General features: G+C 70.1%; 30 protein-coding genes. 10 read left to right on the top strand and 20 right to left on the bottom strand.

Annotated features, from left to right (window positions below):
• Window positions 1-73: 73 nt before the first annotated feature.
• From WAE60_RS16615 to WAE60_RS16595, 5 genes are read right to left on the bottom strand one after another with little or no spacing between them, the layout of a single operon-like run.
• Complete coding sequence (locus WAE60_RS16615; RefSeq protein WP_337687577.1) at window positions 74-1,174, bottom strand: redoxin domain-containing protein; 1,101 nt, start codon at window positions 1,172-1,174, stop codon at window positions 74-76.
• On the bottom strand, window positions 1,152-1,556 hold the full coding sequence (locus tag WAE60_RS16610; RefSeq protein ID WP_029915838.1) for an organic hydroperoxide resistance protein: 405 nt from the start codon (window positions 1,554-1,556) through the stop codon (window positions 1,152-1,154). Before WAE60_RS16610 ends, WAE60_RS16615 begins: the two co-directional genes overlap by 23 nt.
• Before the next feature lie 26 nt (window positions 1,557-1,582).
• Window positions 1,583-2,851: an epoxide hydrolase gene (locus WAE60_RS16605; RefSeq protein ID WP_337687576.1), complete on the bottom strand. Its 1,269-nt coding sequence runs from the start codon at window positions 2,849-2,851 to the stop codon at window positions 1,583-1,585.
• Between the two features lie 44 nt (window positions 2,852-2,895).
• Window positions 2,896-3,420: a cytochrome P460 family protein gene (locus WAE60_RS16600; RefSeq protein ID WP_337687575.1), complete on the bottom strand. Its 525-nt coding sequence runs from the start codon at window positions 3,418-3,420 to the stop codon at window positions 2,896-2,898.
• Between the two features lie 11 nt (window positions 3,421-3,431).
• Entirely contained in the window at window positions 3,432-4,466 is a 1,035-nt protein-coding gene (locus WAE60_RS16595) for an alpha/beta hydrolase (RefSeq protein WP_337687574.1), read from the bottom strand.
• Window positions 4,467-5,347: 881 nt separating this feature from the next.
• Here WAE60_RS16595 and WAE60_RS16590 point away from each other — a divergent pair.
• Complete coding sequence (locus tag WAE60_RS16590; RefSeq protein WP_337687573.1) at window positions 5,348-5,584, top strand: hypothetical protein; 237 nt, start codon at window positions 5,348-5,350, stop codon at window positions 5,582-5,584.
• A gap of 23 nt (window positions 5,585-5,607) precedes the next feature.
• On the opposite strand, the gene WAE60_RS16585 is transcribed toward WAE60_RS16590, so the two are convergent.
• Window positions 5,608-6,102 carry a 3D domain-containing protein gene (locus tag WAE60_RS16585; protein ID WP_029917014.1) on the bottom strand — a complete coding sequence of 165 codons (495 nt, stop codon included), beginning with the start codon at window positions 6,100-6,102 and terminating at the stop codon, window positions 5,608-5,610.
• Between the two features lie 364 nt (window positions 6,103-6,466).
• Here WAE60_RS16585 and WAE60_RS16580 point away from each other — a divergent pair, with 364 nt between their 5' ends.
• Entirely contained in the window at window positions 6,467-7,534 is a 1,068-nt protein-coding gene (locus WAE60_RS16580; protein WP_337687572.1) for a S1/P1 Nuclease, read from the top strand.
• A 4-nt stretch (window positions 7,535-7,538) separates the two neighbouring features.
• Window positions 7,539-7,985 carry an NUDIX domain-containing protein gene (locus WAE60_RS16575; protein ID WP_337687571.1) on the top strand — a complete coding sequence of 149 codons (447 nt, stop codon included), beginning with the start codon at window positions 7,539-7,541 and terminating at the stop codon, window positions 7,983-7,985.
• Here WAE60_RS16575 and WAE60_RS16570 read toward each other — a convergent pair.
• Entirely contained in the window at window positions 7,982-8,308 is a 327-nt protein-coding gene (locus tag WAE60_RS16570) for a hypothetical protein (RefSeq protein ID WP_337687570.1), read from the bottom strand. The genes WAE60_RS16575 and WAE60_RS16570 overlap by 4 nt on opposite strands.
• 123 nt (window positions 8,309-8,431) lie before the next feature.
• On the opposite strand from WAE60_RS16570, the gene WAE60_RS16565 reads away from it, so the two are divergent.
• The gene (locus tag WAE60_RS16565) at window positions 8,432-8,779 is read left to right on the top strand and encodes a GIY-YIG nuclease family protein (RefSeq protein ID WP_029917006.1); all 348 of its coding nucleotides are present in this window, start codon (window positions 8,432-8,434) and stop codon (window positions 8,777-8,779) included.
• Entirely contained in the window at window positions 8,776-9,327 is a 552-nt protein-coding gene (locus WAE60_RS16560; protein WP_337687569.1) for a DUF2239 family protein, read from the top strand. Before WAE60_RS16565 ends, WAE60_RS16560 begins: the two co-directional genes overlap by 4 nt.
• Here the strand turns inward: WAE60_RS16560 and WAE60_RS16555 are convergent.
• Together WAE60_RS16555 and WAE60_RS16550 are read right to left on the bottom strand one after the other, a co-directional pair.
• Window positions 9,324-10,379 carry a ThuA domain-containing protein gene (locus WAE60_RS16555; RefSeq protein ID WP_029917002.1) on the bottom strand — a complete coding sequence of 352 codons (1,056 nt, stop codon included), beginning with the start codon at window positions 10,377-10,379 and terminating at the stop codon, window positions 9,324-9,326. The genes WAE60_RS16560 and WAE60_RS16555 overlap by 4 nt on opposite strands.
• Window positions 10,380-10,384: 5 nt before the next feature.
• A complete protein-coding gene (locus WAE60_RS16550; RefSeq protein ID WP_337687568.1) occupies window positions 10,385-10,780 on the bottom strand; it encodes a VOC family protein in 396 nt (131 codons plus the stop codon).
• A gap of 131 nt (window positions 10,781-10,911) precedes the next feature.
• Between WAE60_RS16550 and WAE60_RS16545 the strand changes: the two genes are divergently transcribed.
• Complete coding sequence (locus tag WAE60_RS16545; RefSeq protein WP_337687567.1) at window positions 10,912-11,430, top strand: hypothetical protein; 519 nt, start codon at window positions 10,912-10,914, stop codon at window positions 11,428-11,430.
• A 6-nt stretch (window positions 11,431-11,436) separates the two neighbouring features.
• Here WAE60_RS16545 and WAE60_RS16540 read toward each other — a convergent pair whose 3' ends face one another.
• Window positions 11,437-12,270 (bottom strand): flagellin, encoded by an 834-nt coding sequence (locus WAE60_RS16540; protein ID WP_337687566.1) that lies wholly within the window; start codon window positions 12,268-12,270, stop codon window positions 11,437-11,439.
• A gap of 133 nt (window positions 12,271-12,403) precedes the next feature.
• Window positions 12,404-13,414: an SDR family oxidoreductase gene (locus tag WAE60_RS16535; RefSeq protein ID WP_337687565.1), complete on the bottom strand. Its 1,011-nt coding sequence runs from the start codon at window positions 13,412-13,414 to the stop codon at window positions 12,404-12,406.
• Between the two features lie 131 nt (window positions 13,415-13,545).
• Here WAE60_RS16535 and WAE60_RS16530 point away from each other — a divergent pair, with 131 nt between their 5' ends.
• A complete protein-coding gene (locus WAE60_RS16530; protein WP_029916994.1) occupies window positions 13,546-14,922 on the top strand; it encodes an MATE family efflux transporter in 1,377 nt (458 codons plus the stop codon).
• Window positions 14,923-14,934: 12 nt separating this feature from the next.
• Here the strand turns inward: WAE60_RS16530 and WAE60_RS16525 are convergent, their stop codons facing one another.
• Together WAE60_RS16525 and mdoH are read right to left on the bottom strand one after the other, a co-directional pair.
• The gene (locus tag WAE60_RS16525) at window positions 14,935-15,852 is read right to left on the bottom strand and encodes a cobalamin biosynthesis protein CbiG (protein ID WP_337687564.1); all 918 of its coding nucleotides are present in this window, start codon (window positions 15,850-15,852) and stop codon (window positions 14,935-14,937) included.
• A 103-nt stretch (window positions 15,853-15,955) separates the two neighbouring features.
• Entirely contained in the window at window positions 15,956-17,962 is a 2,007-nt protein-coding gene (gene mdoH, locus WAE60_RS16520; RefSeq protein WP_035019036.1) for a glucans biosynthesis glucosyltransferase MdoH, read from the bottom strand.
• A gap of 402 nt (window positions 17,963-18,364) precedes the next feature.
• Here mdoH and WAE60_RS16515 point away from each other — a divergent pair, with 402 nt between their 5' ends.
• Entirely contained in the window at window positions 18,365-18,616 is a 252-nt protein-coding gene (locus tag WAE60_RS16515; protein WP_337687563.1) for a copper-binding protein, read from the top strand.
• Between the two features lie 7 nt (window positions 18,617-18,623).
• Here the strand turns inward: WAE60_RS16515 and WAE60_RS16510 are convergent, their stop codons facing one another.
• A complete protein-coding gene (locus WAE60_RS16510) occupies window positions 18,624-19,232 on the bottom strand; it encodes a LysE family translocator (protein WP_337687562.1) in 609 nt (202 codons plus the stop codon).
• Between the two features lie 116 nt (window positions 19,233-19,348).
• On the opposite strand from WAE60_RS16510, the gene WAE60_RS16505 reads away from it, so the two are divergent.
• Both WAE60_RS16505 and WAE60_RS16500 read left to right on the top strand, forming a co-directional pair.
• Window positions 19,349-19,657, top strand: coding sequence for a hypothetical protein (locus tag WAE60_RS16505; protein WP_337687561.1), 309 nt, complete (start codon window positions 19,349-19,351; stop codon window positions 19,655-19,657).
• A 231-nt stretch (window positions 19,658-19,888) separates the two neighbouring features.
• Window positions 19,889-20,311, top strand: a complete 423-nt coding sequence (locus WAE60_RS16500) for an RcnB family protein (RefSeq protein WP_337687560.1) — start codon at window positions 19,889-19,891, stop codon at window positions 20,309-20,311.
• Between the two features lie 45 nt (window positions 20,312-20,356).
• Here the strand turns inward: WAE60_RS16500 and WAE60_RS16495 are convergent, their stop codons facing one another.
• The 6 genes from WAE60_RS16495 to WAE60_RS16470 all read right to left on the bottom strand — a co-directional run bounded on the left by WAE60_RS16495 (window position 20,357) and on the right by WAE60_RS16470 (window position 25,434).
• Window positions 20,357-21,574, bottom strand: coding sequence for an RtcB family protein (locus WAE60_RS16495; protein WP_029916979.1), 1,218 nt, complete (start codon window positions 21,572-21,574; stop codon window positions 20,357-20,359).
• A gap of 333 nt (window positions 21,575-21,907) precedes the next feature.
• Window positions 21,908-22,210 carry an EF-hand domain-containing protein gene (locus WAE60_RS16490; protein ID WP_029916977.1) on the bottom strand — a complete coding sequence of 101 codons (303 nt, stop codon included), beginning with the start codon at window positions 22,208-22,210 and terminating at the stop codon, window positions 21,908-21,910.
• A 93-nt stretch (window positions 22,211-22,303) separates the two neighbouring features.
• A complete protein-coding gene (locus WAE60_RS16485) occupies window positions 22,304-22,534 on the bottom strand; it encodes a hypothetical protein (protein WP_337687559.1) in 231 nt (76 codons plus the stop codon).
• A 3-nt stretch (window positions 22,535-22,537) separates the two neighbouring features.
• Window positions 22,538-23,482 (bottom strand): prephenate/arogenate dehydrogenase family protein, encoded by a 945-nt coding sequence (locus WAE60_RS16480; RefSeq protein ID WP_029916972.1) that lies wholly within the window; start codon window positions 23,480-23,482, stop codon window positions 22,538-22,540.
• Window positions 23,479-24,600: a histidinol-phosphate transaminase gene (gene hisC / locus WAE60_RS16475; protein ID WP_337687558.1), complete on the bottom strand. Its 1,122-nt coding sequence runs from the start codon at window positions 24,598-24,600 to the stop codon at window positions 23,479-23,481. The genes WAE60_RS16480 and hisC overlap by 4 nt, the downstream gene beginning before the upstream one ends.
• A gap of 33 nt (window positions 24,601-24,633) precedes the next feature.
• Window positions 24,634-25,434: a chorismate mutase gene (locus WAE60_RS16470; protein WP_029916968.1), complete on the bottom strand. Its 801-nt coding sequence runs from the start codon at window positions 25,432-25,434 to the stop codon at window positions 24,634-24,636.
• Between the last annotated feature and the right edge of the window lie 152 nt (window positions 25,435-25,586).

The raw sequence follows: 25,586 nt of genomic DNA, 5'->3' as shown, positions 1-25,586 counted from the left end.
GGATCTCCATGCGGTGATGTGTGGGGCGGCCAGGATGGCCCTGGGAGCGCCGGGGTCTTGAAAGAAACAGCGGCTAGCCGAAGGTGAAGACGTAGGCGCGAAGGCCCGGGTCGAGGGCCTGGAGCTCGAAGGTGCGGTCGGCGACCGACCGGGCCTGGCGGACCAGCTGGTACATGCGCGGCCGGTCGACCAGGCCCATGCCGTCGGCGCCGACGTCCCAGCCGTGGTCCTGGCCCGGCGCCTGGCCGTCCAGCCGCACCTGGATGCGGACGGGCCGGCTGGCCATGGCCGGGGCCAGCACCATGTGCAGGTCGCGGGCGTGGAAGCGGTGAGCGACGGCGGCCGCGGGCGCGGCGCTGGTGGCGAACTCCTCGCCGGCCTGCCAGTCGCCCGACAGGCTCCAGCGGTTCAGCGGCAGGTCGCGCGGCGGGTGGTAGCGCTGCTCGACGTCGCGCCTCAGGCCGCCGGGATAGACGAAGTCGGCGGCCTGGGCGTAGCCGACATAGGTCTCGCCCGATTCCAGGTCGCGGAAGTCGGGCGCCGCCTGTGGGCCGACGCCGACCACCTCCGACAGCGCCTCGGGCGCGCCCGGGCTGGGCCCCTGGGAGAGCAGCTTCTGGATCAGGCGCTCGATCTGGTCGTAGCGACCCTCGCCGTCGACATGACCGCGCAGGCGGCCGTCGGCGCCGATCACGTAGAAGGCCGGCCAGGCGTTGTTGTCGAACGCCCGCCAGATCCGCCGCCCGCTGTCGACGACGACGGGGAAGGTCACGTCCAGGTCCTTCAGCGCCTGGCGGATGTTGGGCAGCTCGGTCTCGAAGGCGAACTCGGGCGTGTGGACGCCGATCACCGTCAGGCCGCGGGCGCCGTACCGCTGCTGCCAGGCCCGCAGATAGGGCAGGACCCGCAGGCTGTTGATGCAGGAATAGGTCCAGAAGCAGACCACCACCACCCGCCCATCCAGGCCGCCGGCGTCGAGGGGCGGACCGTTCAGCCAGGGCCCCGACAGGTTCAGGGCGCTCAGGGCCGGGCCGCCGTCGAGCGCGCGGGCCAGGGCGCCGCGCACCGGCGGCAGGGCCAGCACGCCGCCCAGCGACAGCGGGACCAGTCCCGCCGCCGCGCCCTTCAGCCAGACCCGGCGGGACGGCCGGTCAGACGAGGTTGAACGCGACATCGATGTTGCCTTCCAGGGCCTTGGAGTAGGGGCAGGTCCGGTGGGCCGCCTCGACCAGCCGTTGCGCGACCTCGGCGTCCAAGCCCGGTGTCGAGATGTTCAGGCGGGCGGCCAGGAAGTAGCCGGTCCCATCGGTGTTCAGGTCGATCTCGGCGTCGATGGCCACGCCGTCCAGGGTCACGCCCTGCTGGCGAGCGGCGATCGCCATCGCGCCCTGGAAGCAGGCCGACCAGCCGGCCGCCAGCAGCTGCTCGGGATTGGTCCCGGCGCCGGGACCGCCGGGCGTCGACAGCTTGATGTCCAGCCGGCCGTCGTCGCTGCGCGCGGCGCCGTCGCGGCCGCCGGCGACGTGGACCTTGGCGGTGTAGAGGGTCTGGGTCATGGGAATCTCGTTCTCTGGAAAATGGATCAGCGGAGGGGGCGGAAGGCGGCGCGGACCTCTTCGGCGAAGACCCGGGGCTGCTCCCAGGCGGCGAAGTGGCCGCCGTTGGAGGCCTCGCTGAAGTAGAAGAGGTCGGTGTAGCAGCGCTGGGCCCAGGTCTTGGGCGCGCGGAAGATTTCGCCGGGGAAGACGGTGACGGCGACCGGCAGGTCGATGACGCCGCGGGCGTTGAAGTTGTTGGAGTGGTCTTCCCAGTAGATCCGCGCCGCCGAGGCGCCGGTCGCCGTCAGCCAGTACAGCGAGAAGTCGTCGAGGATCTCGTCGCGGGTCAGCACCTTCAGCGGATCGCCGCCGCTGTAGGTCCACTGCGAGATTTTCTCGTACATCCAGGCGGCCATGCCGACGGGCGAGTCGACCAGGGAGTAGCCGATGGTCTGGGGACGGGTGTTCATCATCGCGGCGTAGGCCGAGTTGTCGCGATAGAAGGCCTCCAGCTGGTCGAAGGCGCCGCGCTCCTTGGCCGACAGCGTGGCGGGCGCGGGGTCGCCGGCGGCCAGGATGTGGGCGATCTCGGCCGGGACCACGGCGGGCATGTTCAGGTGGATGCCGATCAGGCCCCGCACCTTCTGCAGCGCCATCCGCTGGGAGATCACCGAACCGCAGTCGCCGCCCTGCGAGACGTAGCGCTCGTAACCCAGGCGCAGCATCAACTGCGACCAGGCGCGGCCGATGTGGTCCGAGCCCCAGCCGGGGACGGTCGGCTTGGCCGAGAACCCGAAGCCCGGGATGGACGGGATCACCAGGTGGAACGCGTCCTTCGCCTCGCCGCCGTGGGCGGTGGGATTGGTCAGCGGATCGATGACCTTCAGGAACTCCAGGATCGAGCCCGGCCAGCCGTGCGTCAGGATCATCGGTATGGCGTTGTCGTGGCGCGAGCGGACGTGGATGAACTGGATGTCCAGACCGTCAATCTCGGTGACGAACATCGGCAGGGCGTTCAGCCGGGCCTCGACCTTGCGCCAGTCATAGGCGCCGGCCCAGTAGGCCATCAGCGGTTCCAGGGTCCGGCGGCGCACGCCCTGGGTGTCGTCGGACACCGGCTCTGCGTCGGCCCAGCGGGTGGCGGCGATGCGGCGCCTCATGGCGACGATGTCGGCCTGGGGGATGGCGACCTTGAACGGTCGGACGGCGGGCGAGGTTGCCTTGGCCAAGGCAGGCGCGAGGGCCGCCGCGCCGGCCACGGCGAGGCCGCCGACCACCGCGCGGCGGGTGGCCGGCAAGAACGGGTTGTTCACTGGAAACTCCGTGGAGCTTGGGGAGGAGGGGAGGCCCGAGCGCCCTAGGGCGCGTAGCGGGTGAAGACGTAGTCGCGGTCCTTCACGCGGGCGGCGTGGCACGAGAAGCAGGTCTCGTGCTGGGCTTGGTCCACCGGCTTGCCGTCGATGAAGCGGCCGAAACCCCAGCCGCCCGTCGAGGCGTAGCGCCTGGAGTCCTTGACCATCACCTGGACCGTGGTCGCCGCGCCGGGGACCGAGGCGGGAGGGAAGTCGGGCGAGGCCGTATGCTTCCAGGCCAGCTTGACCAGCACCGTCCCGTCGGGGAACGGGCGCGTCTTGCCGGTCCGGTAGGCCTTCAGCGCCTTGCCGTTGCCGACCGTGGCGCGCAGTTCGTCCAGCGGCGCGGCTTCCTGGGCGGGAGCGACCAGGGTCCAGTCGCGGTAACCGGACGGGATCCGCACCCCGTAGATCGGCGAGGCCTCGGAGGCCGGCCTGGTCCACGCCCAGGCCGAGGCGTCGGCCCAGCAGAGACCGGCGACGGTGACCGCGGCGCCGCCGGCGAGAACGATCAGCAAGGGCGACTTCATCGGTCCGCTCCCTAGAGCTTGGTGACGTCGAGCACGGCCTGGGCGAAGGCGGCGGGCGCCTCCTGCGGCAGGTTGTGGCCGATCCCGCCCGTGATCAGGCGGTGGGCGTAGGGGCCCTTGAACTTGCCCGCATAGGCGGCCGGCTGCGGATGAGGGGCGCCGTTGGCGTCGCCTTCCATCGTGATGGCGGGGATGGTGATCGGCGGGCCGGCGGCCAGCTTGGCCTCCAGGTCGTCGAACTGGGCCTCGCCCTGGGCCAGGCCCAGCCGCCAGCGGTAGTTGTGGATCACGATGTCGACGTGGTCGGGATTGACGAACGACTTGGCCGTGCGGGCGAAGGCGGCGTCGTCGAACGTCCACTTCGGCGAGGCCAGGGTCCAGATCAGCCGGTTGAACGCCTCGGTGTTGGCCGCGTAGCCGGCCCGGCCGCGCTCGGTGGCGAAGTAGAACTGGTACCACCACTGGAGTTCCGCCGCGGGCGGCAGCGGGGCGGCGTTGGCCTTCTGGCTGCCGATCAGATAGCCGCTGACCGAGACCAGCGCCTTGCACCGCTCGGGCCAGAGGGCGGCCATGATGTCGACGGTCCGCGCGCCCCAGTCGAAGCCGGCGACGACGGCCTGCTTGATCCCCAGGGCGTCGAGCAGGGCGATCCCGTCCATGGCCAGGGCGGCCTGCTGGCCGTTGCGCGGCGTGTCGGCCGAACGGAAGCGGGTGGTCCCGTGGCCGCGCAGGTGCGGGACGATCACCCGATGGCCGGCGGCGGCCAGGCGCGGGGCGACCTCGACGAAGGCGTGGATGTCGTAGGGCCAGCCGTGCAGCAGCAGCACCGCCGGGCCGTCCTTGGGGCCCATCTCGACATAGCCAATGTTCAGCACGCCCGCGTCGATCTGCTTGACGGCGTCGAAGGCGGTGGTCGGAATGATCGTTGCCTTAGCCGAGGTTTCGGCGCGGGCGCCGAGTGGAAGGCCGGCAAGTATGGTCGCAAGGGTCGCCGCGCGGATGAAGCCACGCCGATCGGTGTCTTTGTCCTCCAGGGGAGTCAGCATTACGAGATCCTCGGGCTGCGGGTTCCAGGGAAGGCTAGACGATCCGAGGCCGGGTCGGCGTTAGCGAGTGTGAGCGGGCGTGATCGCTTGCGATCGACCCGGTCCGACACTGAGACGAGGTCTAGGCCGTCCGTCCGCCGTCGATCATCAGACTGGAACCCGTCCCCTTCGAGATCACGGAGCCCACGCGAGACGCTCTGGGTTCGATGAGCCTGCCCTGCGAAGGTCGTGTTCCTGGGGCGGCCCGAGGGCGACTTATGGCGCAGTTCGGTCTGTCGCGGTGAGATCGCGCAGTCTCTTTCGGAGCCTAGTTCTGAGAGGTTGTAACCATCCTCTCTCAAAGAGAGAGAGCGTAAGAAACTTATCCCCCTCTCTCCCGGCGTGTTTCCCGAGCGAAAACAACGCCCCGAAATCACTTATCCTCCCCCTCTCACGCCGCCGCATAATCAGACCACCTCGAGGCGATGGGGAGGGCGCTAAGGCCTGCGACCTTCGCGGCTTCGGGGGGCGGTCGAGCGGGCGTGCTCGTCGGCGGCGGTCTCGTGAGGGGCCGCGACCCTCGTCATCTGGTGCTGGCCGAGCCCGGAACACGGATACGGCGTTGACGAAGGGGCCGGCGGGGGCGGCAGGCATGGGGTGACCCATGCGTTCCAGGACCGGGCGACGCGAGCCCGGCCCGCCCGTCGGGGGCTAAGATCGGCGAGGTCCGAACAGGACCCACCGCCGGACGCTCCCGCAGAACGATCGCGCGGAGCGTCGGTCCTGGTCGAAACGGTATTTCATTCAAAGCTTCCGGGCCTGGCCCGGCGCTCCGCAGCCCTCCCCGAACTTCAGCGGCTCGCCGCGTGAGGCGGTCAAGCCATGTCGAAAGGAGACGAGCCATGCCGAGATCCAAGGTCCGCGCCGCCCATCGCGCCGCCCGCCTGGCGGCGGAGGGGCGGGTCGAAGGCCAGGGGGACGATGCGGGCCGTACGCCGGCGCGCGTCGACTATGTCCGTCGAGAGATCCGTCGGCGCCTGGGGATCACCCTTGCCAGGACGGCGCTGACGGACGGGACGCGACAGGTCGAGCCCTCGCCGTGCGAGGCCGAGGCGGGGATAGAGGGGGATATGGGGTGAGGCGCTCGCCGCCCCGTCGCCGCCTATTCCGGCGGGCAGCCCTTGAACTCGCCGACCTTGGTCACCGAGAGGGTCGAGAGGTTCAGGCCCATCAGCGGCTTCATCGAGGCCGCGCCCTTGCCGCTGAACAGGTCCAGCTTGTTGCCCTTGATCGCGCCGCCGACGTCGGAGGCGTACCAATAGCCGTCATGGGTTTCGCCGTTGGGCATCGGCAGGCCGACGGTTTCCTTGATGAACACCACGGTGCGGCGCGGGATCACGTCCTTGTCGACCGCCAGGGTGCGCATGGCCACGACCTTGCAGCCCAGGCTGTCCAGCGCGCGGATGCCCTTGGCGCCGGCGTGGTACAGGGTGGCCTTCATCTTGTATTCGACCGAGCCCGGCACGGTGCCCGTCAGGGCGCCCGTGATCAGGTCGCCCAGCGGGTCGTTCCGCACAGGCGTGGCGTCGGCGGCCAGGGCGGGGAGGGCGATGGACATGGCCGCGGCGGCCAGAAATCCCGCAAACGTGCGTCGCATCGAGGGGTTCCTCTTATCGGCGTATAGGTCTCGGTCGGCGGCCTGATTACTAAGATCACGGCGGCGTGACAACCCACTTGCGGGCGACCCGATGCCGCGCTGCATCCTTAACGGCGGCGTCCGGCGCTATCGTTTGAAGCGGGTTTTGGTTCCACGGCGCCCGCTATCGCTTGGCGGACAAGGGATTGCGTGCTGACGCTCGTTCGCTCGCGCGGCGCGCTCTGGCGGTCGTCGTCCGGGTGGCCTAAACCGGAGTCGCCCACGGTTTTTGTGGCGGCGCACACGTCTCGAGCAGGTCCCGGGGGACCGGCCGAGTCGCGGCGGTCGCCGGAGCCGGCCCGGCCCTCAGTTCGTTGGAGCGCTCATGAAGTCGTCCGCCCGTCCCCTTGGCCGCCCCCTTGGCCGTCCCCTTGGCCGTCTGCTGACCAGCGCCGCGCTGGTCGCCGCCCTGGCCGCCCCCGCGAGCTCGGCCTTCGCCTGGGGCGCCTGGGGCCACCGCATGGTCGGCGTCGTCGCCGCCGAGAGCTTCCCCAGCGACGTGCCGGCCTTCCTGCGCACGCCGGAGGCCGTGGCGGCGATCGGCGAGTACGCCCGCGAGCCGGACCGCTGGAAGGGCTCGGGCAAGGTGCACGACACCGACCGCGACGCCGCCCACTTCCTCGACATCGACGACGAGGGGAAGATGTACGGCGGGCCGAAGTTCTCGGTGGAGACCCTGCCGCCCACCCGCGCCGACTACGAGAAGAGCCTGGCCCTGGTCGGCCACGACAGCTGGAACGCCGGCTACCTGCCGTATTCGATCATCGACGGCTACCAGCAGTTGGTGAAGGACTTCACCTACTGGCGCATCCTGAAGTCGGTGTCGGTGACCGAGAAGGACAAGGTCCGGAAGGCCTATTACGTCGCCGACCTGAAGCGGCGCGAGGAGCTGCTGGTCCGCGACCTGGGCGTCTGGGCCCACTATGTCGGCGACGCCAGCCAGCCGCTGCACCTGTCGGTGCACTACAACGGCTGGGGCGACTACCCGAACCCGAACGGCTACACCCAGAGCAAGGCCACCCACGGCAGCTTCGAGGGGCCGCTGGTCAAGGCGGTGGCGGTGAACGCCGACGTCAAGAAGCTGGTGCCGGCCTACAAGGACTGCGGCTGCACGATCGAGCAGCGCACCGTCGGCTATCTCAGCGACACGGTCACCTATGTGGAACCGCTCTACAAGCTGGAGAAGGAAGGCGGCCTGGTCGCGACCGACCCGCGGGCTAAGGCCTTCGTCGACGCCCGCCTGGCGGCCGGGGCGACCCAGCTGCGCGACATGGTGGTCGACGCCTGGAAGGCCAGCGCCACGGGCAAGATCGGTTACCGTCCGGAGATCACCGTCGACGACGTGATCGCCGGCAAGGCCGATCCGTGGAACGACCTGTACGGCAAGGACTGATCCCTTGCTGGCGTTCGACGCGCCCGAACGGGGTCTGGAGTACAAGCACCGCTGGGCCGCCTTCGGCATCGCCGAGGGGGCCAACGGGACCATCGCCCTGGTGCAGGTGCGCAAGCCGGGCCGCGACCCCTATTTCGACCTGCCGGGCGGGGCGGTGGACGGCGGCGAGGACGAAACCGCCGCCGTCGTCCGCGAGTTCGGCGAGGAGACCGGCCTGGTCGTCGAGGTCGGGCGGCGGGTGATCGAGGTCAGCCAGCCGTTCCTGAAGTCCGACGGCCAGCCGGTGTGCAACAACGGCGGCATCTATGTCGTGACGGTGGTCGGCGAGAAGCCCGAGCTGAAGGTCGAGGACGACCACGCCCTGGTGTGGCTCGACCCACGCGACGCCGTGGTGGCCTTGCGCCACGACGCCCACGCCTGGGCCGTGGCGGCCTGGCTGAGGCGGGGCTAGCCCTTGGCCAGCAGCGCCTTGGCCTTCTCCGGGGCGACCTGGTCGAAGATCATCCGCAGGTGCTGGTCCTTGGCGTGGTCGTTGTGCAGGTCCCAGGCCAGGGAGACGGGCAGCTTCAGCCGCCCGCCGTCGGCCAGTTTCGCCACCAGCACGCGCCAGCTGAAGCCGTCGCCGGGATCGCCCAGCGGGTCCTTGAACTCCAGCGGCGCGGGATCGCGCAGACGGAAGGTGCGGCCCTCGTGGGCCTCGAACCAGGCGATGTCGGCCTGGGCGATCGGGTCCACGGCCGGCGCGACCAGCTTGCCCTTGAGATTGCGGACCATGACGGCCTCCTGAACGGGAGCGGGGTCTCTAGCGCCTTTGGGGCCGTTGAACCAGCGCACCGGCGGGCGAGAAATATATCCGGGTAATATTGACTCGATAAAATACCCGGGTAAAAAGCGCGCATGGAAACGACGAACGATCGACGCGCCCTGGTGCGCGACTACAAGGAGCGCGAGGTCCAGGCGGGGATCTACGCCGTCCGCTGCGCCGCCACGGGCGAGGTCTGGATCGGCGGCACGCCCGACCTGTCCACCCGCCGGAACGGCGTCTGGTTCGCCCTGCGGACCGGCGGCCACACCAGCCCGACCCTGCAGCAGGCCTGGAACGCCCACGGCGAGGCGGCTTTCGGATTCGAGGTGCTGGAGGTGCTGGACGACAAGGGCCTGGAACGGCTGGGCCGGGCCTCGCTGCTGGTCGAGCGCCGCGAGCACTGGCGGACGACCCTGCACGCCGAGGGGCTGCGGCGATGAGCGGCTATGTCGTGTTCGAGGGCGAGCGCCGGCTCGCGGCCGGTCCCAAATTGGAAGTGGCCGTGGCCGCCCAGGCTAGGCTTGCCCAGTCGCCCGAAGCCTCGTTGCTGATCTTCGATCCCGAAGGCCGCCAGGTGGACTTCGATCTGCGCGGCGGGCCCTGGGACATCGCCCTGCGGCTGGGCGAAGGCGACGCCGCGCCGCGCGGTCGGGGACGCCCCAAGCTGGGCGTCACGGCGCGCGAGGTGACCCTGCTGCCGCGCCACTGGGAATGGCTGGCCGCCCAGCCGGGCGGGGCCTCGGTCGCCCTGCGCAAGCTGGTCGAGGCCGCCCGCCGCGAGAGCGAGGGGCCGGACCGCCGCCGCGCCGCCCGCGAGGCGGCCTACCGCTTCGCCTCGGTCATGGCTGGCGACCGCCCGGGCTTCGAGGCCATGAGCCGCGCCCTGTTCGCCGGCGACGCCGAGGGTTTCGCCGCGCGGATCGCCGATTGGCCGGCCGACGTCGCCGAGCACCTGCGGGGGCTGGCGGCGGAGGCGTTCGACGCCTAGCGGACGCCGCCCTTGGCCAGCACCTCGGCCAGCACCGCCTTGTAGGCCGCGTCGAACGGGGCGCGGTCGATGTCGGGCTTGTTGGGATAGACCGCCCGCAGGTCGGCGATGCGCTGGGCCGTGGCCTTCTGCCAGACGGGGTCCATCTTCAGCAGGCGACCGATGATCGCCTTGTCGTCGCGGCCGGGGGCGGGCTCGTAACCCAGCAGGGCCTTCAGCTGCCACAGGAACTGGCGCAGGGGATCGGGCGTGGCGTCGCCGTCGGTGCGGCCGCCGGTCCACAGCACGGCCTCGATGATCTGCGCCTCGAAGCGCGGATCGTTCCAGGTCGAGGGCGTGTGGCCCAGATTGGTGAAGAACAGTCGGCCCTGGCCGATCTGGCGGGCCCAGGCGATCGGCACGGCGTAGGGGCGCTTCAGGGCCGTGCCGGCGAAGTCCAGGGTCTGCAGCACGCGCACCTTCGACGGGTCGAAGTCGCTGTGCTGGTAGATCTCCTCGGCGTAGTCGAAGCTGACGGACCACATGGCGGTCAGCCGCGCGTCGGGGTCCAGGGTCTCGACGCGGATCGGCGTGCCCTGGGTCCAGGGATGGCCGGCGAAGTGGCCGTTGATGAACCGAGTGTAGGTCTCGCCGGGGCCGTCATAGGGCCAGCCGGTGTCGGTGGCGCTGTGCAGGCCGACGAAGCCCAGTTTGCCGGCCGCCACCCGCTTCTGGACCTCGGCCCAGGCTTCCGGCGACAGCGGCAGGGCGCCGGTGGTGTAGAGCACCAGCACGTCCACCTTGGCCAGACGTTCGGGCGTGATCTCGCGGGCGTCCTGGGTGACCTCGGCGGTGAAGACGCCGCTCTCCTGGCCGATGGCGATCATCGCGGTCTCGGACGGGGCCAGGCCGCCGTCGGCGGGTCGGGCGACCGGGGCGTGCTTCCAGCCGACCGACTGGTCCAGGTACAGCACCCGCAACGGCGCGGGCCGGGCCGAGACGGGCAGGGCCAGGGCGGGCTGGGCGAACAGGGCCGCGCAGGCGACCAGCAGGAGGGCGAGGATCCGACGCATGGGTATCAGGCCTTGGTCTTGGGCTGCAGCAGGTCCCAGCGGTTGCCGTAGAGGTCTTCGAACACGGCCACGCTGCCGTAGGCCTCGTGCCGGGGTTCCTCGAGGAACCTCACCCCGGCGGCGCTCAGCCGGGCGTGGTCGGCCTCGAAGGCGTCGGTGTGCAGGAACAGCCAGACCCGGCCGCCGCCCTGGCCGCCGATCGCCGCCGCCTGCCGCTCGTCGCCGGCCTTGGCCAGCAGGAACCGCGTGCCGACCGCGCCGGGCGCGACCACGACCCAGCGCTTGCCGCCGCCCAGCTCGCTGTCCTCGACCAGGGAAAAGCCCATCTTGCCCACATAGAAGGCCAGGGCCTCGTCATAGTCGCGGACGAGCAGGGACAGGAGGGCGAGATGCTGGGCCATGGGGACTCACTGGGTTACGCCCCTGCTTAGCACGGGCAGGCGATGCGTCAGGATCCGTCGGGTTCAAGCGTTCGCCGCAATCTGGGGCATACTGGGCCTCGCCGACAGCTCCCCCTGGAAGGATAGCCGCCATGCCCCCGCGTTCGACCTTCGCCCGGACCCTCGTCCTCGCCCTGGCCTTGGCGGCGCCCGCCGGGATCGCGGCCGCCTACGAGACCAAGATCACCGCCGTCGCGCCCGCCGACCTGCCGCCGGCGGTGGTCAAGGTGGTGACCGCCGCCGCGCCCGGGCTGAAGATCACCGGGGCCGAGCTGAAGGAACGCGAGGACCGCCGCTACTACGACGTCGAGGGCGTGCTGCCGGACGGCACCGAGATCGAGTTCGACCTGCTGGAGACGGGCAAGGGCTGGAAGATCGTCGAGACCCAGCGCGACATCGCCTGGTCCGCCACGCCCCAGCCGGTGCGCGACGCCGCCGTGAAGGCGGTCCCGAACATCGCGCCCGTGCGGGTGATCGAGAGCACAGAGGACGACGGCCAGGTGATCTACGAGCTGTTCGCCGAGGGGCGGCCGAAGGAGCCGGCCCTGGAGGTCAGCTGGAAGAAGGGCGGGCCGCCGGCCAAGGTCCTGACCGAGGCCTGGCCGCACTAGGCCGCATTAGCCGCCGAACAGCTTCAGCAGGTAGCTGGGTCCGGAATTGGCGATGCTCAGCGCCTTGATCGCCAGCTGCTGCTTGATCTGCAGGGCCTGGAGCTTGGTGGCTTCCTTGGCCATGTCGGCGTCGACCAGGCGGCCGACCGAGGCGTCCAGCGTGTCCTGCAGCTTGTCGATGAAGGTCATGTGGGTCTGCAGGGCGTAGGCGCGCGTGCCCAGGGTCGACAGGGCCGCGGTGACGTTGTCGATCGCCCCGCCCATGGCCTTTATCTCGGCGGCGCTGATCGGCGCGCCCAGCAGGTCGGCGCGCATGCCCGACAGGGCCGAACCGGTGGTCGACAGGTCCACGTGGTCGACGTCGACGGTGTCGGTGGCGTCCGCGTTGGCCAGGGCGCGGATCTGGCCGGTCGAGCCCGACGAGATCAGGTTGATCCCGTTGAAGTCGGCGGCGCCCACGGTGCGGTCGATCTGGCGCTTGAGGTTCAGGTAGTCGTCGTTCAGGGCCTTGCGGTTGGCCGTGGACAGGCTGGTGTCCGAGGCCGCCAGCATCTTCTCGCGCATCTGGGTCAGCAGGTCGGTGACCGTCTCGCCGGCCGCCAGTGCGACGTCGGTGATCGACTGGCCGCGCTGCAGCGAGGCGCGCACGGCGTCCAGCGACTTGGACTCGGCGCGCTGGTTCTGGGCGATGGCCCAGACGGCGGGATTGTCCTTGGGACTGGAGATCGCCAGGCCGGTCGAGATGTGGCGCAGGGTGTCGGACAGGTCGCGGTTGATCGCGTTCAGCGACTGCAGGGCGATCATCGCCCCGACATTCGTGTTGATGCTGTTCAACGCCATCGACGGTCCGGTTCCAGGTTCGGCCCATTCCAAGGGATGAGGTGCGGCCGAGGGCGCGTTTTGCGCTTGTGGAGCAACCTAAACGGTCGTGTTTAGCCGTTCGTTAGCGGCCAAGGTTAAGGCCGCGCGGGGGCTAGCCGCCGCCGTATCCTCCGATGATCGGCAGCACCTCGCCGGTGATGTAGCTGGAGGTCTGGGGCGAGGCGAGGAACACGTAGGCCGGCGCGATCTCCTCCGGCTGGGCGGGACGCCTCATCGGGGTCTTGCCGCCGAACTGGGCTACCTGCGGTCCCAGCTTGTCGGCGGGGTTCAGGGGCGTCCAGACCGGGCCGGGGGCCACGGCGTTGACCCGGATGCCCTTGTCGATCAGGTGCGTGGCCAGCGACCGGGTGAAGGCGTGGATGCCGCCCTTGGTCAGGGAATAGTCCAGCAGGTCCTTGTTGCCCTCGATGCCGGTGATCGAGCCGGTGTTGACGATCGCCCCGCCCGGCGGGATCACCTTCACCGCCGCCTGGGCCATGTGGAAGTAGCCGTAGAGGTTGGTCTTCAGCGTGCGGTCGAAGTGCTCGACCGTCAGGTCCTCGAAATCCAGCACGTGCTCCTGGAAGGCGGCGTTGTTCACCAGGATGTCCAGCTTGCCGAGTTCAGCGACGGTGCGCTCGACGGCGGTCTTGGCGTAGGCCGGGTCGGCGACGTCGCCGGGCAGCAGGATGGCGCGGCGGCCCTCCATCTCGACGGCCAGGCGCGTGGCCTCGGCGTCCTCCGCCTCGTCCAGATAGCCGATGGCGACGTCGGCGCCTTCGCGGGCGAACAGCACGGCCACGGCGCGGCCGATGCCGCTGTCGGCTCCGGTGATCAGGGCGACCTTGCCCTCCAGCTTGCCCGAGCCCTTGTAGAACGGCGCGTCGTACATCGGGGCGGGGTCCAGCCTGGCCTCGATCCCCGGCTTGACCTGATGCTGTTCCGGGAAGGGTGGGGCGGGATAGGGCCGGGCGCCGGCCTGCATGGCGGGCTTTTCCTTTTCCTCGTCCTTGGCCTTGAACGACCGCTCTTCCTTGGCGTCCAGCGGGGCCTGGATGTCACGCTCGGCCTGGGCGACGCGGTCGGCGGCGGCTTCGAATTCCGGGGTTTCGACGTCGGACATCTCAAGGCTCCTGAAGCTGAGACGGCGAAACCGGCGGGACGGCCGGATGTTCCAAGCGCCACCGGCGGGACCGGGGTTGCCCAAAGCGCGGGCATCGGTCACCTTCCCGGCCTCTTTGAAAGGCCCTGAACATGTCGCGTCCCGCGGCCGCGCCGGCTCCCCGCCCTGGGAAGCCGCACGGCGTCATTGTCTCCGACCTGATCGAACTGCTGCGCCTGGCCGGGCCTGTGGTGCTGTCGCGCCTGGGCATCATGATCATGGGGCTGACCGACGCCATCGTGGTGGGGCACTTCTCGGCCCGCCAGCTGGGCTTCCACGCCATGGCCTGGGCGCCGACCTCGATCTTCGTCACCGTGACCGTCGGCCTGCTGGTGGGGACCCAGGTGATGGGTTCGCGCGCCATGGGGGCGGGGCGGCCGCACGAGGCGGGGGCGGTGCTGCGCCGGGGCGTGGTCTACGCCTTCTGGCTGGGCCTGGCCGGCTCGGTCCTGCTGGTCCTGGCCGCGCCGCCGCTGCTGCACCACGCCGGCATCGAGAAGGCCTTGGCCGACGGCGCCACCGCGCCCCTGATCGTCTTCTCGCTGTCGATGACGCCCTATGCGTTGAGCGTGGCGCTCAGCTTCTGGCTGGAGGGTCTGGGGCGGCCGGGCCTGGTCACCATCAACATGTGGATCGCCAACCTGGTGAACCTGGGCGTCAACCTGCTGCTGGTGCCGGGCACGTTCGGCCTGCCGGCCCTGGGCGCGGTGGGGGCGGCCTGGTCGACCTTCGTGGCCCGCAGCGTCTTCGCCCTGATGCTGGCCGTGGTGATCGTGCGCCTGAAGGACGCCCGGGCCCTGGGCGTGTTCGACAAGCCCGCCCACGATCCGGCCGCCGCCAAGGAGCAGCGCCGGGTCGGCTACGGGGCGGGGACGTCCAACCTGTTCGAGGTCTCGGCCTTCGCCGGCATGAGCCTGGTGGCCGGCTGGCTGGGCGGGCTGAACGTCGCCGCCTGGGCGGTGGTGCTGAACGTGGCGGCGGTGATCTTCATGGTCCCGCTGGGCTTGTCGACCGCCACCGCCGTGCAGGTGGGCCGGGCGTTCGGCGCGCGCGACAGCCGGGGCATGAGCCGGGCCGGCTGGATCGCCTTCGGCGTCACGGCCGTCTTCGCCCTGCTGGTGGCGGTGCTGCTGTATCCGCTGCGCCACCTGGTGGGCGGGGCCTATACCAGCGACCCGGCCGCCCTGGCCCTGATCGCCCCGGCGCTGGCCCTGACCTGCCTGTTCCTGGTGCCCGACGCCGTGCAGGTGGTCTGCGCCCAGGCCCTGCGGGCGCGAGGCGAGGTGTGGATCCCCGCCGGCACCCACATGATCAGCTACGCCCTGATCATGGGGCCCCTGGCTTGGTGGCTGGCCCTGCCGATGAAGATGGGCGTCAACGGCATCGTGGTGTCGGTGATCGTCACCAGCTTCGTGGCGGCGGGCTTCCTGCTGGGCCGGTACCGGATGCTGGACGTGATGGAGCGGTAGGGAAGAAGGCGACTAGATCGGCGCCCCCAAGATCCAGCCCTCTTCCGTCTCCGCGTCCGCAACCACATCCGCCGGCGCATCCTTGCCCGGCCCGAACAGGGCGGCCAGCTTGCCGGCCTCGTCCAGCTTGGCGAAATGCTCGGCCAGGGCGCGCACCTGGGCGGCGTCCTTGACCTCGCCGGGGGCGGGGGTGGCCTTGACCAGCGAGGGATAGACCTCGGCGATCACCACCTGGACGCCCTCGAGGTCGGCCTCGGTCAGGGGCTTAAAGCCGGTCTCGAACGGCCAGACGCGGGCGGCGTCGCCGCGGGCGTCCTTCAGCCGGCGCGCGGCCGGGATGCCGACGATCGCCTGACCGCCGACCGAGCCGTTGTAATAGAGCTTCCAGATCGAGGCCGCGCCTCCGCCCTTGGGCGTTTGGGCGGCCACGTCGGCGTGGCGGAATTCCGGCAGATCGTCGGGGCCGTGCTCGCGGGCCTTCTTGGGCTGCAGGGTCGTCAGGGTGTCCTTGGGCGGGCAGCCCCAGAAGGGGAAGGGGCCGCCGGTCAGCCGGCGGTTCAGCTCCGAGCCGACGCCGAAGCGGTTGTTGGTGTTGTCGGCCTTGTCCTTGACCATCTTGTTCAGCTGGTCCCAGACCGCGCGCCAGGGATGGTCGCCCTTCAGGGCCAGGGCCTGGGAGAAGCCGCGCGGGAAGCCCAGCGGGAAGTCGAAGCCGACCAGGGCCCGCTCGTTGCGCTTCTTCAGGTCGTCCAGGATCGCGGCCAGCTTGGTCTCGGCCTCCTGGCGGGTGGCCGGGTTGAAGCTCTCGAAGGTCAGGCGGAACCGCACGTCGCGCTTCATCACGCCGATCCACACGGAGTCCGCCCCGGTGGTCGGCTTGGCCGCCGCGCTCCAGTCGACGATCACATAGGCGCTGAAGAGGCGCGACACGGCGGGCGCTCCGTTAGGGATGACGAAGCGCGCTTCTACTCCGGCGCGAGGAAAGCGGCCAGACGCTAAGAGCGTCCGGCTCGCAAGATCCCCAAAGCGGTGGCTAGGCGGCGTTACGCTCCGCCGTCTGTTCGGCGGCGAGGGCCGGAGCCGGCTGGCGGCTGAACCAGCGGACCGGCGGTTCGCAGGCCGGGCCCAGGGCCGCGCGGACGATGGCCGGCGGGCGGCGCTCTTCCGGGGTCATGAACAGGCCGTTGGCCTTCAGGCCCAGGCCGGCGACCTTGTGGGCGCCCAGCATGGTCAGCGGCACGGCCAGGATCAGGCCGGCCAGGATCGGGGCCGTGGCGGTCAGCAGGTCGGGCGTGAACCAGAAGCCCACGGCCAGGGCCAGGCCGGCGACGCTGATCCAGCCCATGGCGGCGAAGGCTTCGCTGCCGGTGACCTTGTCGGCGTCGCGGCGCTGGGTCGCCCAGCCGCCGACCTTGCCGGCCAGGATCTCGACCAGGGCGCGGGTCTGGGTGAACATCAGCATCGGGGCGACCAGGGCCGAGAGCAGCATCTCGACGCCCAGGCCGGCCATGATCCGGCGACGGCCGCCGAAGCCCTTGATCTCGTTCGGACGCGAGAAGACCAGGATCGAGCCCAGGATCTTGGGGCCGAACAGCAGCACGAAGGTGATGATCATCGCCCAGGCGGTGGCCTGGATCTCGCGCCAGTCGATCAGGGCGTGGGCCGCGGCCTGCAGGTCGGCCATGGTGAAGGCGGCCTTCTTCAGCTCGGGCATCAGCATGCGCGAGATGATGCCGGCCGACAGGGCCACGAACCACAGGGGCGACAGCACGTAGCTGAGCACGCCGATCACCAGGTGCAGGCGGCTCATCCAGTGCAGGCCGGGCAGGCCGACCAGCGGGATGTGCTGCACGTTGCCCCGGCACCAGCGGCGGTCGCGGGTGGCGAAGTCCAGCAGGTTGGAGGGGCTCTCCTCGTACGAGCCGCCCAGATACGGAGCCAGGTGCACGCCCCAGCCGCCGCGGCGCAGCAGGGCGCTCTCCAGGGCGTCGTGGCTCATCACCTCGCCGCCGAACGGCTTGGGGCCGTTCAGCTCGGGCAGGCCGCAGGTCTCGGCGAAGGCGCGGGTGCGGACGATCGCGTTGTGGCCCCAGAACGAGCTCTCCGAACCCGACCACCAAGCCAGGCCCGTCCAGGCGACGCGGCCGTACAGGCGCGTGGCGAACTGCAGGGTGCGGGCGAAGATCGTCTGGCCGTTGATGATCATCGGCATGGTCTGGATCAGGCCCACGCGCGGGTGACGCTCCATGGCGTCGGCCAGGCGGACCATGGCCTCGCCGGTCATCAGGCTGTCGGCGTCCAGCACCAGCATGTGCTCGTAGTCGCCGCCCCAGCGGGCGACCCAGTCGGCGATGTTGCCGGCCTTGCGGCCCGTGTTCTGGGTGCGCTTGCGGTAGAAGACGTGGCTGGAGGCCTCGCGGCGGAAGCGGGCGAAGCAGGCCTGCTCGGCCAGGGCCACGGCGGCGTCGCGGGTGTCGCTGAGGATGAAGATGTCGAAGGCGCGGCTGTTGCCGGTCTCGGCGATCGAGGCGTCCATGGCGCGCAGGCGGGCGAACACCTCGGCGGCGTCCTCGTTGTGCACCGGCATCAGGATGGCCGTGCGGGCCTTGGGCTTGGGCATGGGCGAGGCCTCGCCGTCGTCGATGCCCAGCGGGTCCTTGGGCTTGCCCAGCAGGACCACGAAGCCGACCACGGCGGTGCAGAACCACAGGGCCAGGGCCAGGAACAGCGGGACCAGCAGGGTCAGGACGATGGCTTCCAGGCGGGTCACGCCGCCCAGGGCGATGGTGTCGTAGGTGGCCTTCCAGCCGGCGAAGGCCATGATCGCGGTGGCGACGAACACGCCCCAGCGGCGCAGGACCAGGTTCTCCTTGGCGGTCGCGGCCGGCTTGGCCTCGCCCTGCCAGAAGCCCAGGGGCTGGACCGGCATGGCCAGCGGCGCGTCAACGGGGATCTCGACCCGATCGTGCGAGGAGATCACCGTGTCGTAGGCGACGCTCCGCGAGGAGGTCAGGTCGAAGAAAGCGCCGCGTTCGCTCATCAGGTCCATCGTCTCGGACGGCCGGAAATTCCGGGCCGGGCCCCCTCCAGAACTTTCGAAAGGCGCAAGGCCGGCTTCACGGGGCGCGCCAGGGTCGCTAGGGATCGTGTCCGCTAGGATCGGCGCGCTCTGCTGGGCGGGTCTGGCGTTTCTCGACGACCGGCGTGGAGAGGCGCCGGCTCCTCTAGAGTAAAACCTCGATCACAAAATCGCTACCACATTCGTGATCGATTTCGCACCTGCGGCAAAAAACCTTGTATGAGGGACGTGTTCGGATCGATCCGTTGACTCGTGAATTCTTCTAAAGCCATGAAAATAAAGATCATATCGGCAATTGTGGCTGTGACGGCGCTCTCTGCCTGCGGACCGGGCAAGCCGGCGAAAACCGCATCGGAAGCTCCGATGACGGCGCCGGCGGCCCTTCCGACCAGCCCTGAATACGACTCGATCGGCGTGATCGCCGTCCTCGACGGCCAGTCGGTAACGCTCGATCACGAGGGCGCGAGCGCGGCCAAGCTTGCCCCGGGGCGCACGGCGTTCCAGGCCTATGGCGACATCCTGGCCGAGGCGCCGCTGACGCCGGGCAGCCGCGTGGCGTTCAAGTTCCACAAGGTGGGCGACGCCTGGGAACTGACCGAGCTGAAGGCCCGCTAGGCGCCCGCTAGAGGAACGCCAGCAGGGCGGTCGCCACGATCAGCCCGCCCATGATCCCGTTCATCGCCCGCTCGGCCTTCGGCGACAGGCGGGCCTTGCCCACCGCGACGCCCAGGGCCAGCCAGGCCAGGTCGACCACCACCATCACGGCCACGCAGATCGACCACTTGATCCCCAGGTCGAGGGGCGGGCTTCGGCGGGCGATGGGATAGGCGGCCATCAGCGAGGCGAAGGCGATGTAGGCCTTCGGATTGGTGACGCCCAGCAGCGCGCCGCCCAGGGCGGTTTCGGCGAAGCCGGAGGGCTGGGCCTCGGATGCTTCGCCCACCGGCGCGGTCGCGATCTTCCAGGCTAGGAACAACAGGTAGACGGTGGCGACGATCGCCAGGCCGCGCTGGGCGAACGGCAGGGCCTGGACCGCCGAGAACAGGCCCGCCGCCGAGATCGCGGCGGCCGCCGCCAGGCCGACCTGCAGGCCGCCGTAGAAGCCCAGGCCGCCGACCAAGCCCTTGCGGCGGCCGACCGAGATCAGGGCGGCGATGCCGGGTCCCGGCGAGCCCAGCAGCACCGTGGCCGCCACGGTGAACAGGGCGAAATTGGCGAGATCCAAGGGCATGGCGGCGTCCGTCCGAAAATCACATAAAGATATCCTTATATGATTTCCGAAAGCGTCGCCATGGAACAGGGGAGCGGACGCAGCCGTTGATCGGGTCCAACCCAAGGACATTTCCAATGACCGACAAAACCGCGCCGCAAGACGGCTCGCGTCCCGGCGTGCTGGGCGATTATTCCCAGGCCCAGGACCTGGGTCAGCCCGGTCACCCCGAAGACCGGGTCTCCGAGACCGACGTCAAGGAAGCCTTCCAGACCGAGGAGACGCCGACCAGCCGGGCCGTCGAGCCGGCGCCGGAAGGCGAAAAGCACGACCAGCTGGGCGAGCACCTTGAGGCGGCCGAGGACCGCCAGGAGGCCCTGATCGACGAGAGCCTGGAGGAAAGCTTCCCGGCCAGCGACCCGCCCAGCGCCAAGCGGATCACCTGATCCGAGCATCGATCGGCGCACTCGATTTCCCATCTGAAACTTAGCAGCGGGGCCGCAACCAAACGGCCCCGCTTTCGTCACCGCGTCGAGAGATTGCGGTCGCACGGTGTCGCCAGGATGAACCTTGGCCGTGGCTGACGTTCAGTCGCGGCTCAAGCGCCGTCGCGCATAACCGATACGTCAGGACGAGGTCGCCAAGCGCGGCGGCCCGCCGGCGAGGAGACAAGAGCCATGAAGAAGTTCCTGACCGCCGCGATCGCGTTGTCCATCGTGGCTTCGGCCGGCGTCGCCAGCGCCCAGCCGGGTCCGCAGCGTCCCGACCAGCACCAGCAGCAGGGCTACAACGACCGCGACCGCCACGACAACGACCGTCATGACGACCGCCACGACAGCCAGTGGGAACGCCACGCGTCCAAGCGCTACAAGGCTCCCGGCCGCTATCAGCCGCCGCGCGGCTACCAGGCCCGCCAATGGCATCGCGGCGACCGGCTGCCGGCCAGCTATCGCGGCAAGGCCTATGTGGTCGACTACCGCCACTACGGCCTGGGCGCCCCGCCGCGCGGCTATCAGTATGTCCGGGTCGACAACGACGTGGTCCTGGCGGCCGTCGCCACCGGCGTCGTCAGCTCGGTGATCTTCCAGCTGTTCCAATAGGCTGAACGCGAAACGCCGCCCGGTCGCGAGACCGGACGGCGTCCGCTAGCCCTTCACGCAAACGACCTGACGCAGCGTGTGGACGATGTCCACCAGGTCGCTCTGGGCGGCCATGACGGCGTCGATGTCCTTGTAGGCCATCGGCGTTTCGTCGATCACGTCGGCGTCCTTGCGGCACTCGACGCCGGCGGTGGCGGCCACATGGTCGGCGATCGTGAACCGGCGCTTGGCTTCGTTCCGGCTCATCGCCCGTCCGGCCCCGTGCGAGCACGTGCAGAACGAGTCCGGGTTGCCCCGGCCGCGCACGATGAACGACTTGGCGCCCATCGAGCCCGGGATGATCCCCAGCTCCCCGTCCTTGGCCGAGACCGCCCCCTTGCGGGTCAGGAACACGTCCTTGCCGAAGTGCTTTTCCCGCGACACGTAGTTGTGGTGGCAGTTCACCGCATGCTGCGTGGTCACGAGGTCGGGGAAGGTCCTGCGCAGCACGTCCAGGACCTGCTCCATCATCACCTCCCGGTTGGCCAGGGCGTACTTCTGCGCCCAGGACACCGCCCGGACGTAGTCGATGAACCCTTCGCTGCCTTCGGCGAAGTAGGCCAGGTCCTCATCCGGCAGGTTGATGTACCAGCGCCGCATCTCGTGCTTGGCCCGCTCGATGAAGTAGGTCCCGAACCGGTTCCCCACCCCGCGCGAGCCGGAGTGCAGCATCACCCAGACGTCGCCCGCCTCGTCGAGGCACAGCTCGACGAAGTGGTTCCCGGTCCCCAGGGTCCCCAGGTGGCCGTAGCCGCGCGGGTGGGCCGCCTTCGGGTGCCGGGCCACGACGTCGTCGTAGCCGGCCTTCAGGCCTTCCCACTTCGCGGCCGCGACTGCCGGGGGCTCGGTTTGCCAGGCCCCCTTGTCATTGCGCCCGCCGTTGTCGGTACGACCGTGCGGCACCGCCGCCTCGATGTCCGAGCGGACGCCGAACAGGTTGTCGGGCAGGTGCTCGGCGCGGATCGAGGTGCGCACCGCCATCATCCCGCAGCCGATGTCGACCCCCACGGCGGCCGGGATGATCGCCCCCACGGTGGGGATCACCGACCCGACCGTCGCCCCCATCCCCCAGTGCACGTCGGGCATGACCGCGACGTGCTTGTGGATGAAGGGCAGGGCCGCGACGTTGCGCAGCTGCTTGAGGGCGGAGTCCTCGATTGGCACCCCTTGGGTCCACGCCTTGATCGGCGCCCCGTCGCTTTCGATGTGTGTGAAGCCGCTCATGGGCTTCTCCTTTTCAAACCGCCCCTCCTGGCGACTTGGTCGGAAAGCCTCTCGCACAAAACGAAGAAACCCCTCCGGCCAGGCCAGGAGGGGTTCCTACGTGCATCCCGAGTTCAGACGAACCCTAGACCGTGATCCCCTCCGACGCGCGCGCGTTCGTACCCTCGACCTGGCGGTCGAGCGCGATGAACGTGGGCAGGTAGGTCGGGGCTTTGTGCGCCATGGTCCTCATCCTTCGGGAGGCGGGCGATTACAGCGTTCGCCCAACGAAGGGAAGGGGGCTCCGGTTAAGGTTGTTCGCGGCGTGACCGAAAAGCCACGCCGCGTCGGGTCCTAGTGGTCGGCCGGCGGCGTCGCGGCCGGGGCGTCGCCCTGCTGCTGGCGGCGGGCCTTCATCTTCGACATGGCGGTCGTCAGCTCTTCCACCGTGATCTTGCCGTCGCCGTCGGCGTCGACCAGGGCGAAGCGTTCTTCCTTGCGGCCGGCGGCGACCCACTCGGCCTTGTCGACCACGCCGTCGGCGTTCTTGTCCCAGGCCTTGTGGATGGTCTCGGGCGACGGCATCTGAGCCAGGGCCGAGCCGGCGGCCAGGGTGGTCAGCGCCGAGAGGGTCAGCGCGACGATCTTGCGGTTCATGTGGTTTCCTTCCGGGACGTCCCTTGGCGCGGACCATCGACGCGGTATGTTGCGGCCATATTTCGGCGTTAGGCGGGATTGCGGCGACGGCGCCTAGCGCTTCGCGCCCGGGGCGGCGTTCGCGGCGGGCTGATCCGGCGCGCCGTCCCGGACGGAGACTCCGCCTCTTCCGTCGATGCTGATGGTGACCGGCTTCGGCTTGGCGGGCGCGCGCTCGGCCGGGGGAAAATCGATCCTGATGATCCCGGAGGCGGACAGTCCCCACACGATCAGCACCAAGGCGGCGGCGCAGAGCGCCAGACCGAGGAGGCGCTGCCGGTCCATGCCCTAGTGCTTCCCGCGGTCGCGGCCGAAGTTAGGCTCGGCGCTTTCTTGGCCCGCCGCCACGATGCCGCGACGGATGGCGCGGGTGCGGGTGAAGTGGGCGTGCAGCGTGTCGGCGTCGCCCCAGCGGATGGCGCGGCTCATGGCCTGCAGGTCCTCGGTGAACCGGCCCAGCATCTCCAGCACCGCGTCCTTGTTGGCCACGAAGATGTCGCGCCACATGGTCGGGTCGCTGGCGGCGATGCGGGTGAAGTCGCGGAAGCCCGAGGCCGAGAACTTGATCACCTCGCTCTCGGTGACGTTCTCCAGGTCGGCGGCGCTGCCCACGATCGTATAGGCGATCAGGTGGGGCAGGTGGCTGACGACGGCCAGCACCAGGTCGTGGTGCTTCTCGTCCATCAGCTCGACCTGGGCCCCGAAGGCGCGCCAGAAGGCCGACAGCTTGGCGACGGCGGCGGCGTAGTGCTCGTCGTCGCTCTCGGCCGGGGTCAGGATGGTCCAGCGGTTCTCGAAGAGCTCCGCGAAACCGGCGTCCGGGCCCGACTGCTCGGTGCCGGCGATCGGGTGGCCGGGGATGACGAACACCTTGGACAGGGCCTCGCCCTGGGCGCGGAAGGCCTCGCCCACATTGGCCTTGGTCGAGCCGACATCGGTCAGGGTGGCGCCGGCCTTCATGTGCGGGGCCAGGGCGGCGACGACCTCGGGGGTCGAGAGCACCGGTGTGGCGATGACCACCAGGTCGGCGTCCTTGACCGCCTCGGCGATGTCGCCGGTCACGTGCTCGGCCAGGCCCAGCTCGGCCACGCGGGCGCGGTGGGCCTCGCTGGCGTCGGCCACGGTGACCTGGCCGACCACCCCGTGTTCGCGGGCCGCGCGGATGATCGAGCCGCCGATCAGGCCGCAGCCGATCACGGTCATCTTCGGATAGAGCACGCCCGGATGGCTCATCGGGTCACGAACTCGCGCAGCAGCTCGACCACGGCCCGGTTGTGCTCTTCCAGGCCGATCGTGATCCGGATGGCGTTCGGCAGGCCGTAGTTGGCGACGGCGCGGACCAGATAGCCCTTCGACGCCAGGAAGGCCTCGGCCTCCAGGGCGGTCTTGCCGGCCTTGGCCGGGAAGTTGACCAGCACGAAATTGGCGGCCGACGGCGTGACCTCCAGGCCCAGCCCGCCGATCTGCTGGGCCAGCCAGGGGCGCCACTGTTCGACCAGGGCGACCGAGCGCTGCTGGAACTCGGTGTCGGCCAGGGCGGCGATGGCGGCGTCCTGAGCCGGGATCGAGGTGTTGAACGGCGGGCGGATGCGCTCCAGCGGCTCGATGATCCCCGCCGGGCCATAGCCCCAGCCCACGCGCAGGGCGGCCAGGCCGTGCAGCTTGGAGAAGGTGCGGGTGACGATGACGTTCTCGGCCGTGCGGGCCAGGTCCAGCCCGTCCTCGAAGCGCGGGTCCGTGCAGAACTCGGCATAGGCGCCGTCCAGCACCAGCACCACCGACGGCGGCAGGGCGGCGTGCAGGGCGCGGATCTCCTCGCCCGTCAGCCAGGTGCCGGTCGGGTTGGCCGGGTTGGCGATGAACACCAGGCGGGTGCGCTCGTCCACGCACTTGATCACCTCGTCCACATCGACGCGCTGGCCCGGCTCCTTGGCGAAGCGGACCTCGCCCTGGCAGGCGCGGGCCCCGATGGCGTAGGCGGCGAAGCCGTGCTCGCCCTGGACGATGTTGTCGCCGGGCTCGAGATAGACCTGGTTCAGCAGGGCGAAAATCTCGTCCGAGCCGTCGCCCAGGGTGATGCGCTCGACTTCCAGCCGGTAGTGGGCGGCGATGGCGGCGCGCAGGGCCGCGCCCTTGCCGTCCGGATAGATGTGCATCCGGTCGACGGCGTCGCGATACGCGGCCTTGGCCTTGTCGCTGCTGCCCAGGACGTTCTCGTTGCTCGACAGCTTCACCGGATGGGCGACGCCCTCGATCTTCGACTTGCCGCCCACATAGGCGGCGATGTCGAGGATGCCCGGCTTGGGCGTGGGGCGAGGCGCGGCGAAGCGGTCGGTGGTCGGAGCGGTCATCGAGAAAACTCGGGCAACGAAGAGGCGGTCTTCTTACACGTCGAACGGTGTGGGCGCAGCCCCGATGACGCCCGTCAGGGAGCCGGGCGCGCGGGCCAGGCGCTCGTCGCCGGCCTGGTAGAAGCCCAGCAGCGAGAACAGCTTCAGTCCGCCGGCCTCGGCGACCAGCTCGGCGGCCACGCCGTCGTTCGACAGGGCGTCGATGATGGCCCCGGCGTCCTTGGCGCTGTCGGTCACCCAGAAGGTCTGGTCGCCGCCGGTGGGCTCGACCTCGACCTCGGCCACGGCGAAGGCGGCCTGCGGGCCCCAGCGTTCCAGGCAGGGCAGGGCGGCGAAGATCTTCAGCTTCGGCTCGGCCAGCAGGCGGCCCCACCAGGCGCTGTCGGGCGCCAGGCCCAGGACCGAGACGCCCCACGGCGTCTTGGCGGCGGCCAGGGCTTCCTTGTCGGTGGCGACCACCTTCATCGGCGGCGCGACGCCGAAGCGCAGGCGGGTCAGCTCGACGGCGCGGGCGGGATTGGAGCCGCCCCAGACGGTCAGGTGATAGGGACCCTGGCGCGTCAGGCTGTCGGACATCAGCTCGCGCCAGATGCGGATGACCAGGGCGTCGCTGGCGGCCTTGCGGGGCGCTTCGACCAGCTTACGGACGATCAGGGCCTCGCGGCCGGGGCGCAGGCCGAAGCCCGTGTCGCCGGCCGCCTGCTTGGCCGCCGCCACCGCGCGCGCCAGACCCGCCCGCTCGTCCAGCAGGGCCAGAAGCTCACCGTCGATGGCGTCGATACGCCATCGGACCTCGTCCAGCGAAGGCGTCGCGTCGCCTGCGTCGCTACCCATGATTTATCCCCGAAATTGGAGGCCGGACCATAGACTTTGCCGCCGGAGGCGCAATAGGGCAGGTCGCCGGCAAGAACTTTCCCTATTTCGATGATCTCGGCGAACGGCGAGATGCAAGCCATGCGAACGATCTGCTCTGATCGTGGCCAGTT

The organism is Caulobacter sp. CCG-8 (assembly GCF_037402475.1).
Taxonomy (GTDB): domain Bacteria; phylum Pseudomonadota; class Alphaproteobacteria; order Caulobacterales; family Caulobacteraceae; genus Caulobacter.
Note: the sequence above shows the minus strand (reverse complement) of the source record. Positions and strands in the feature narration are given on the sequence as shown.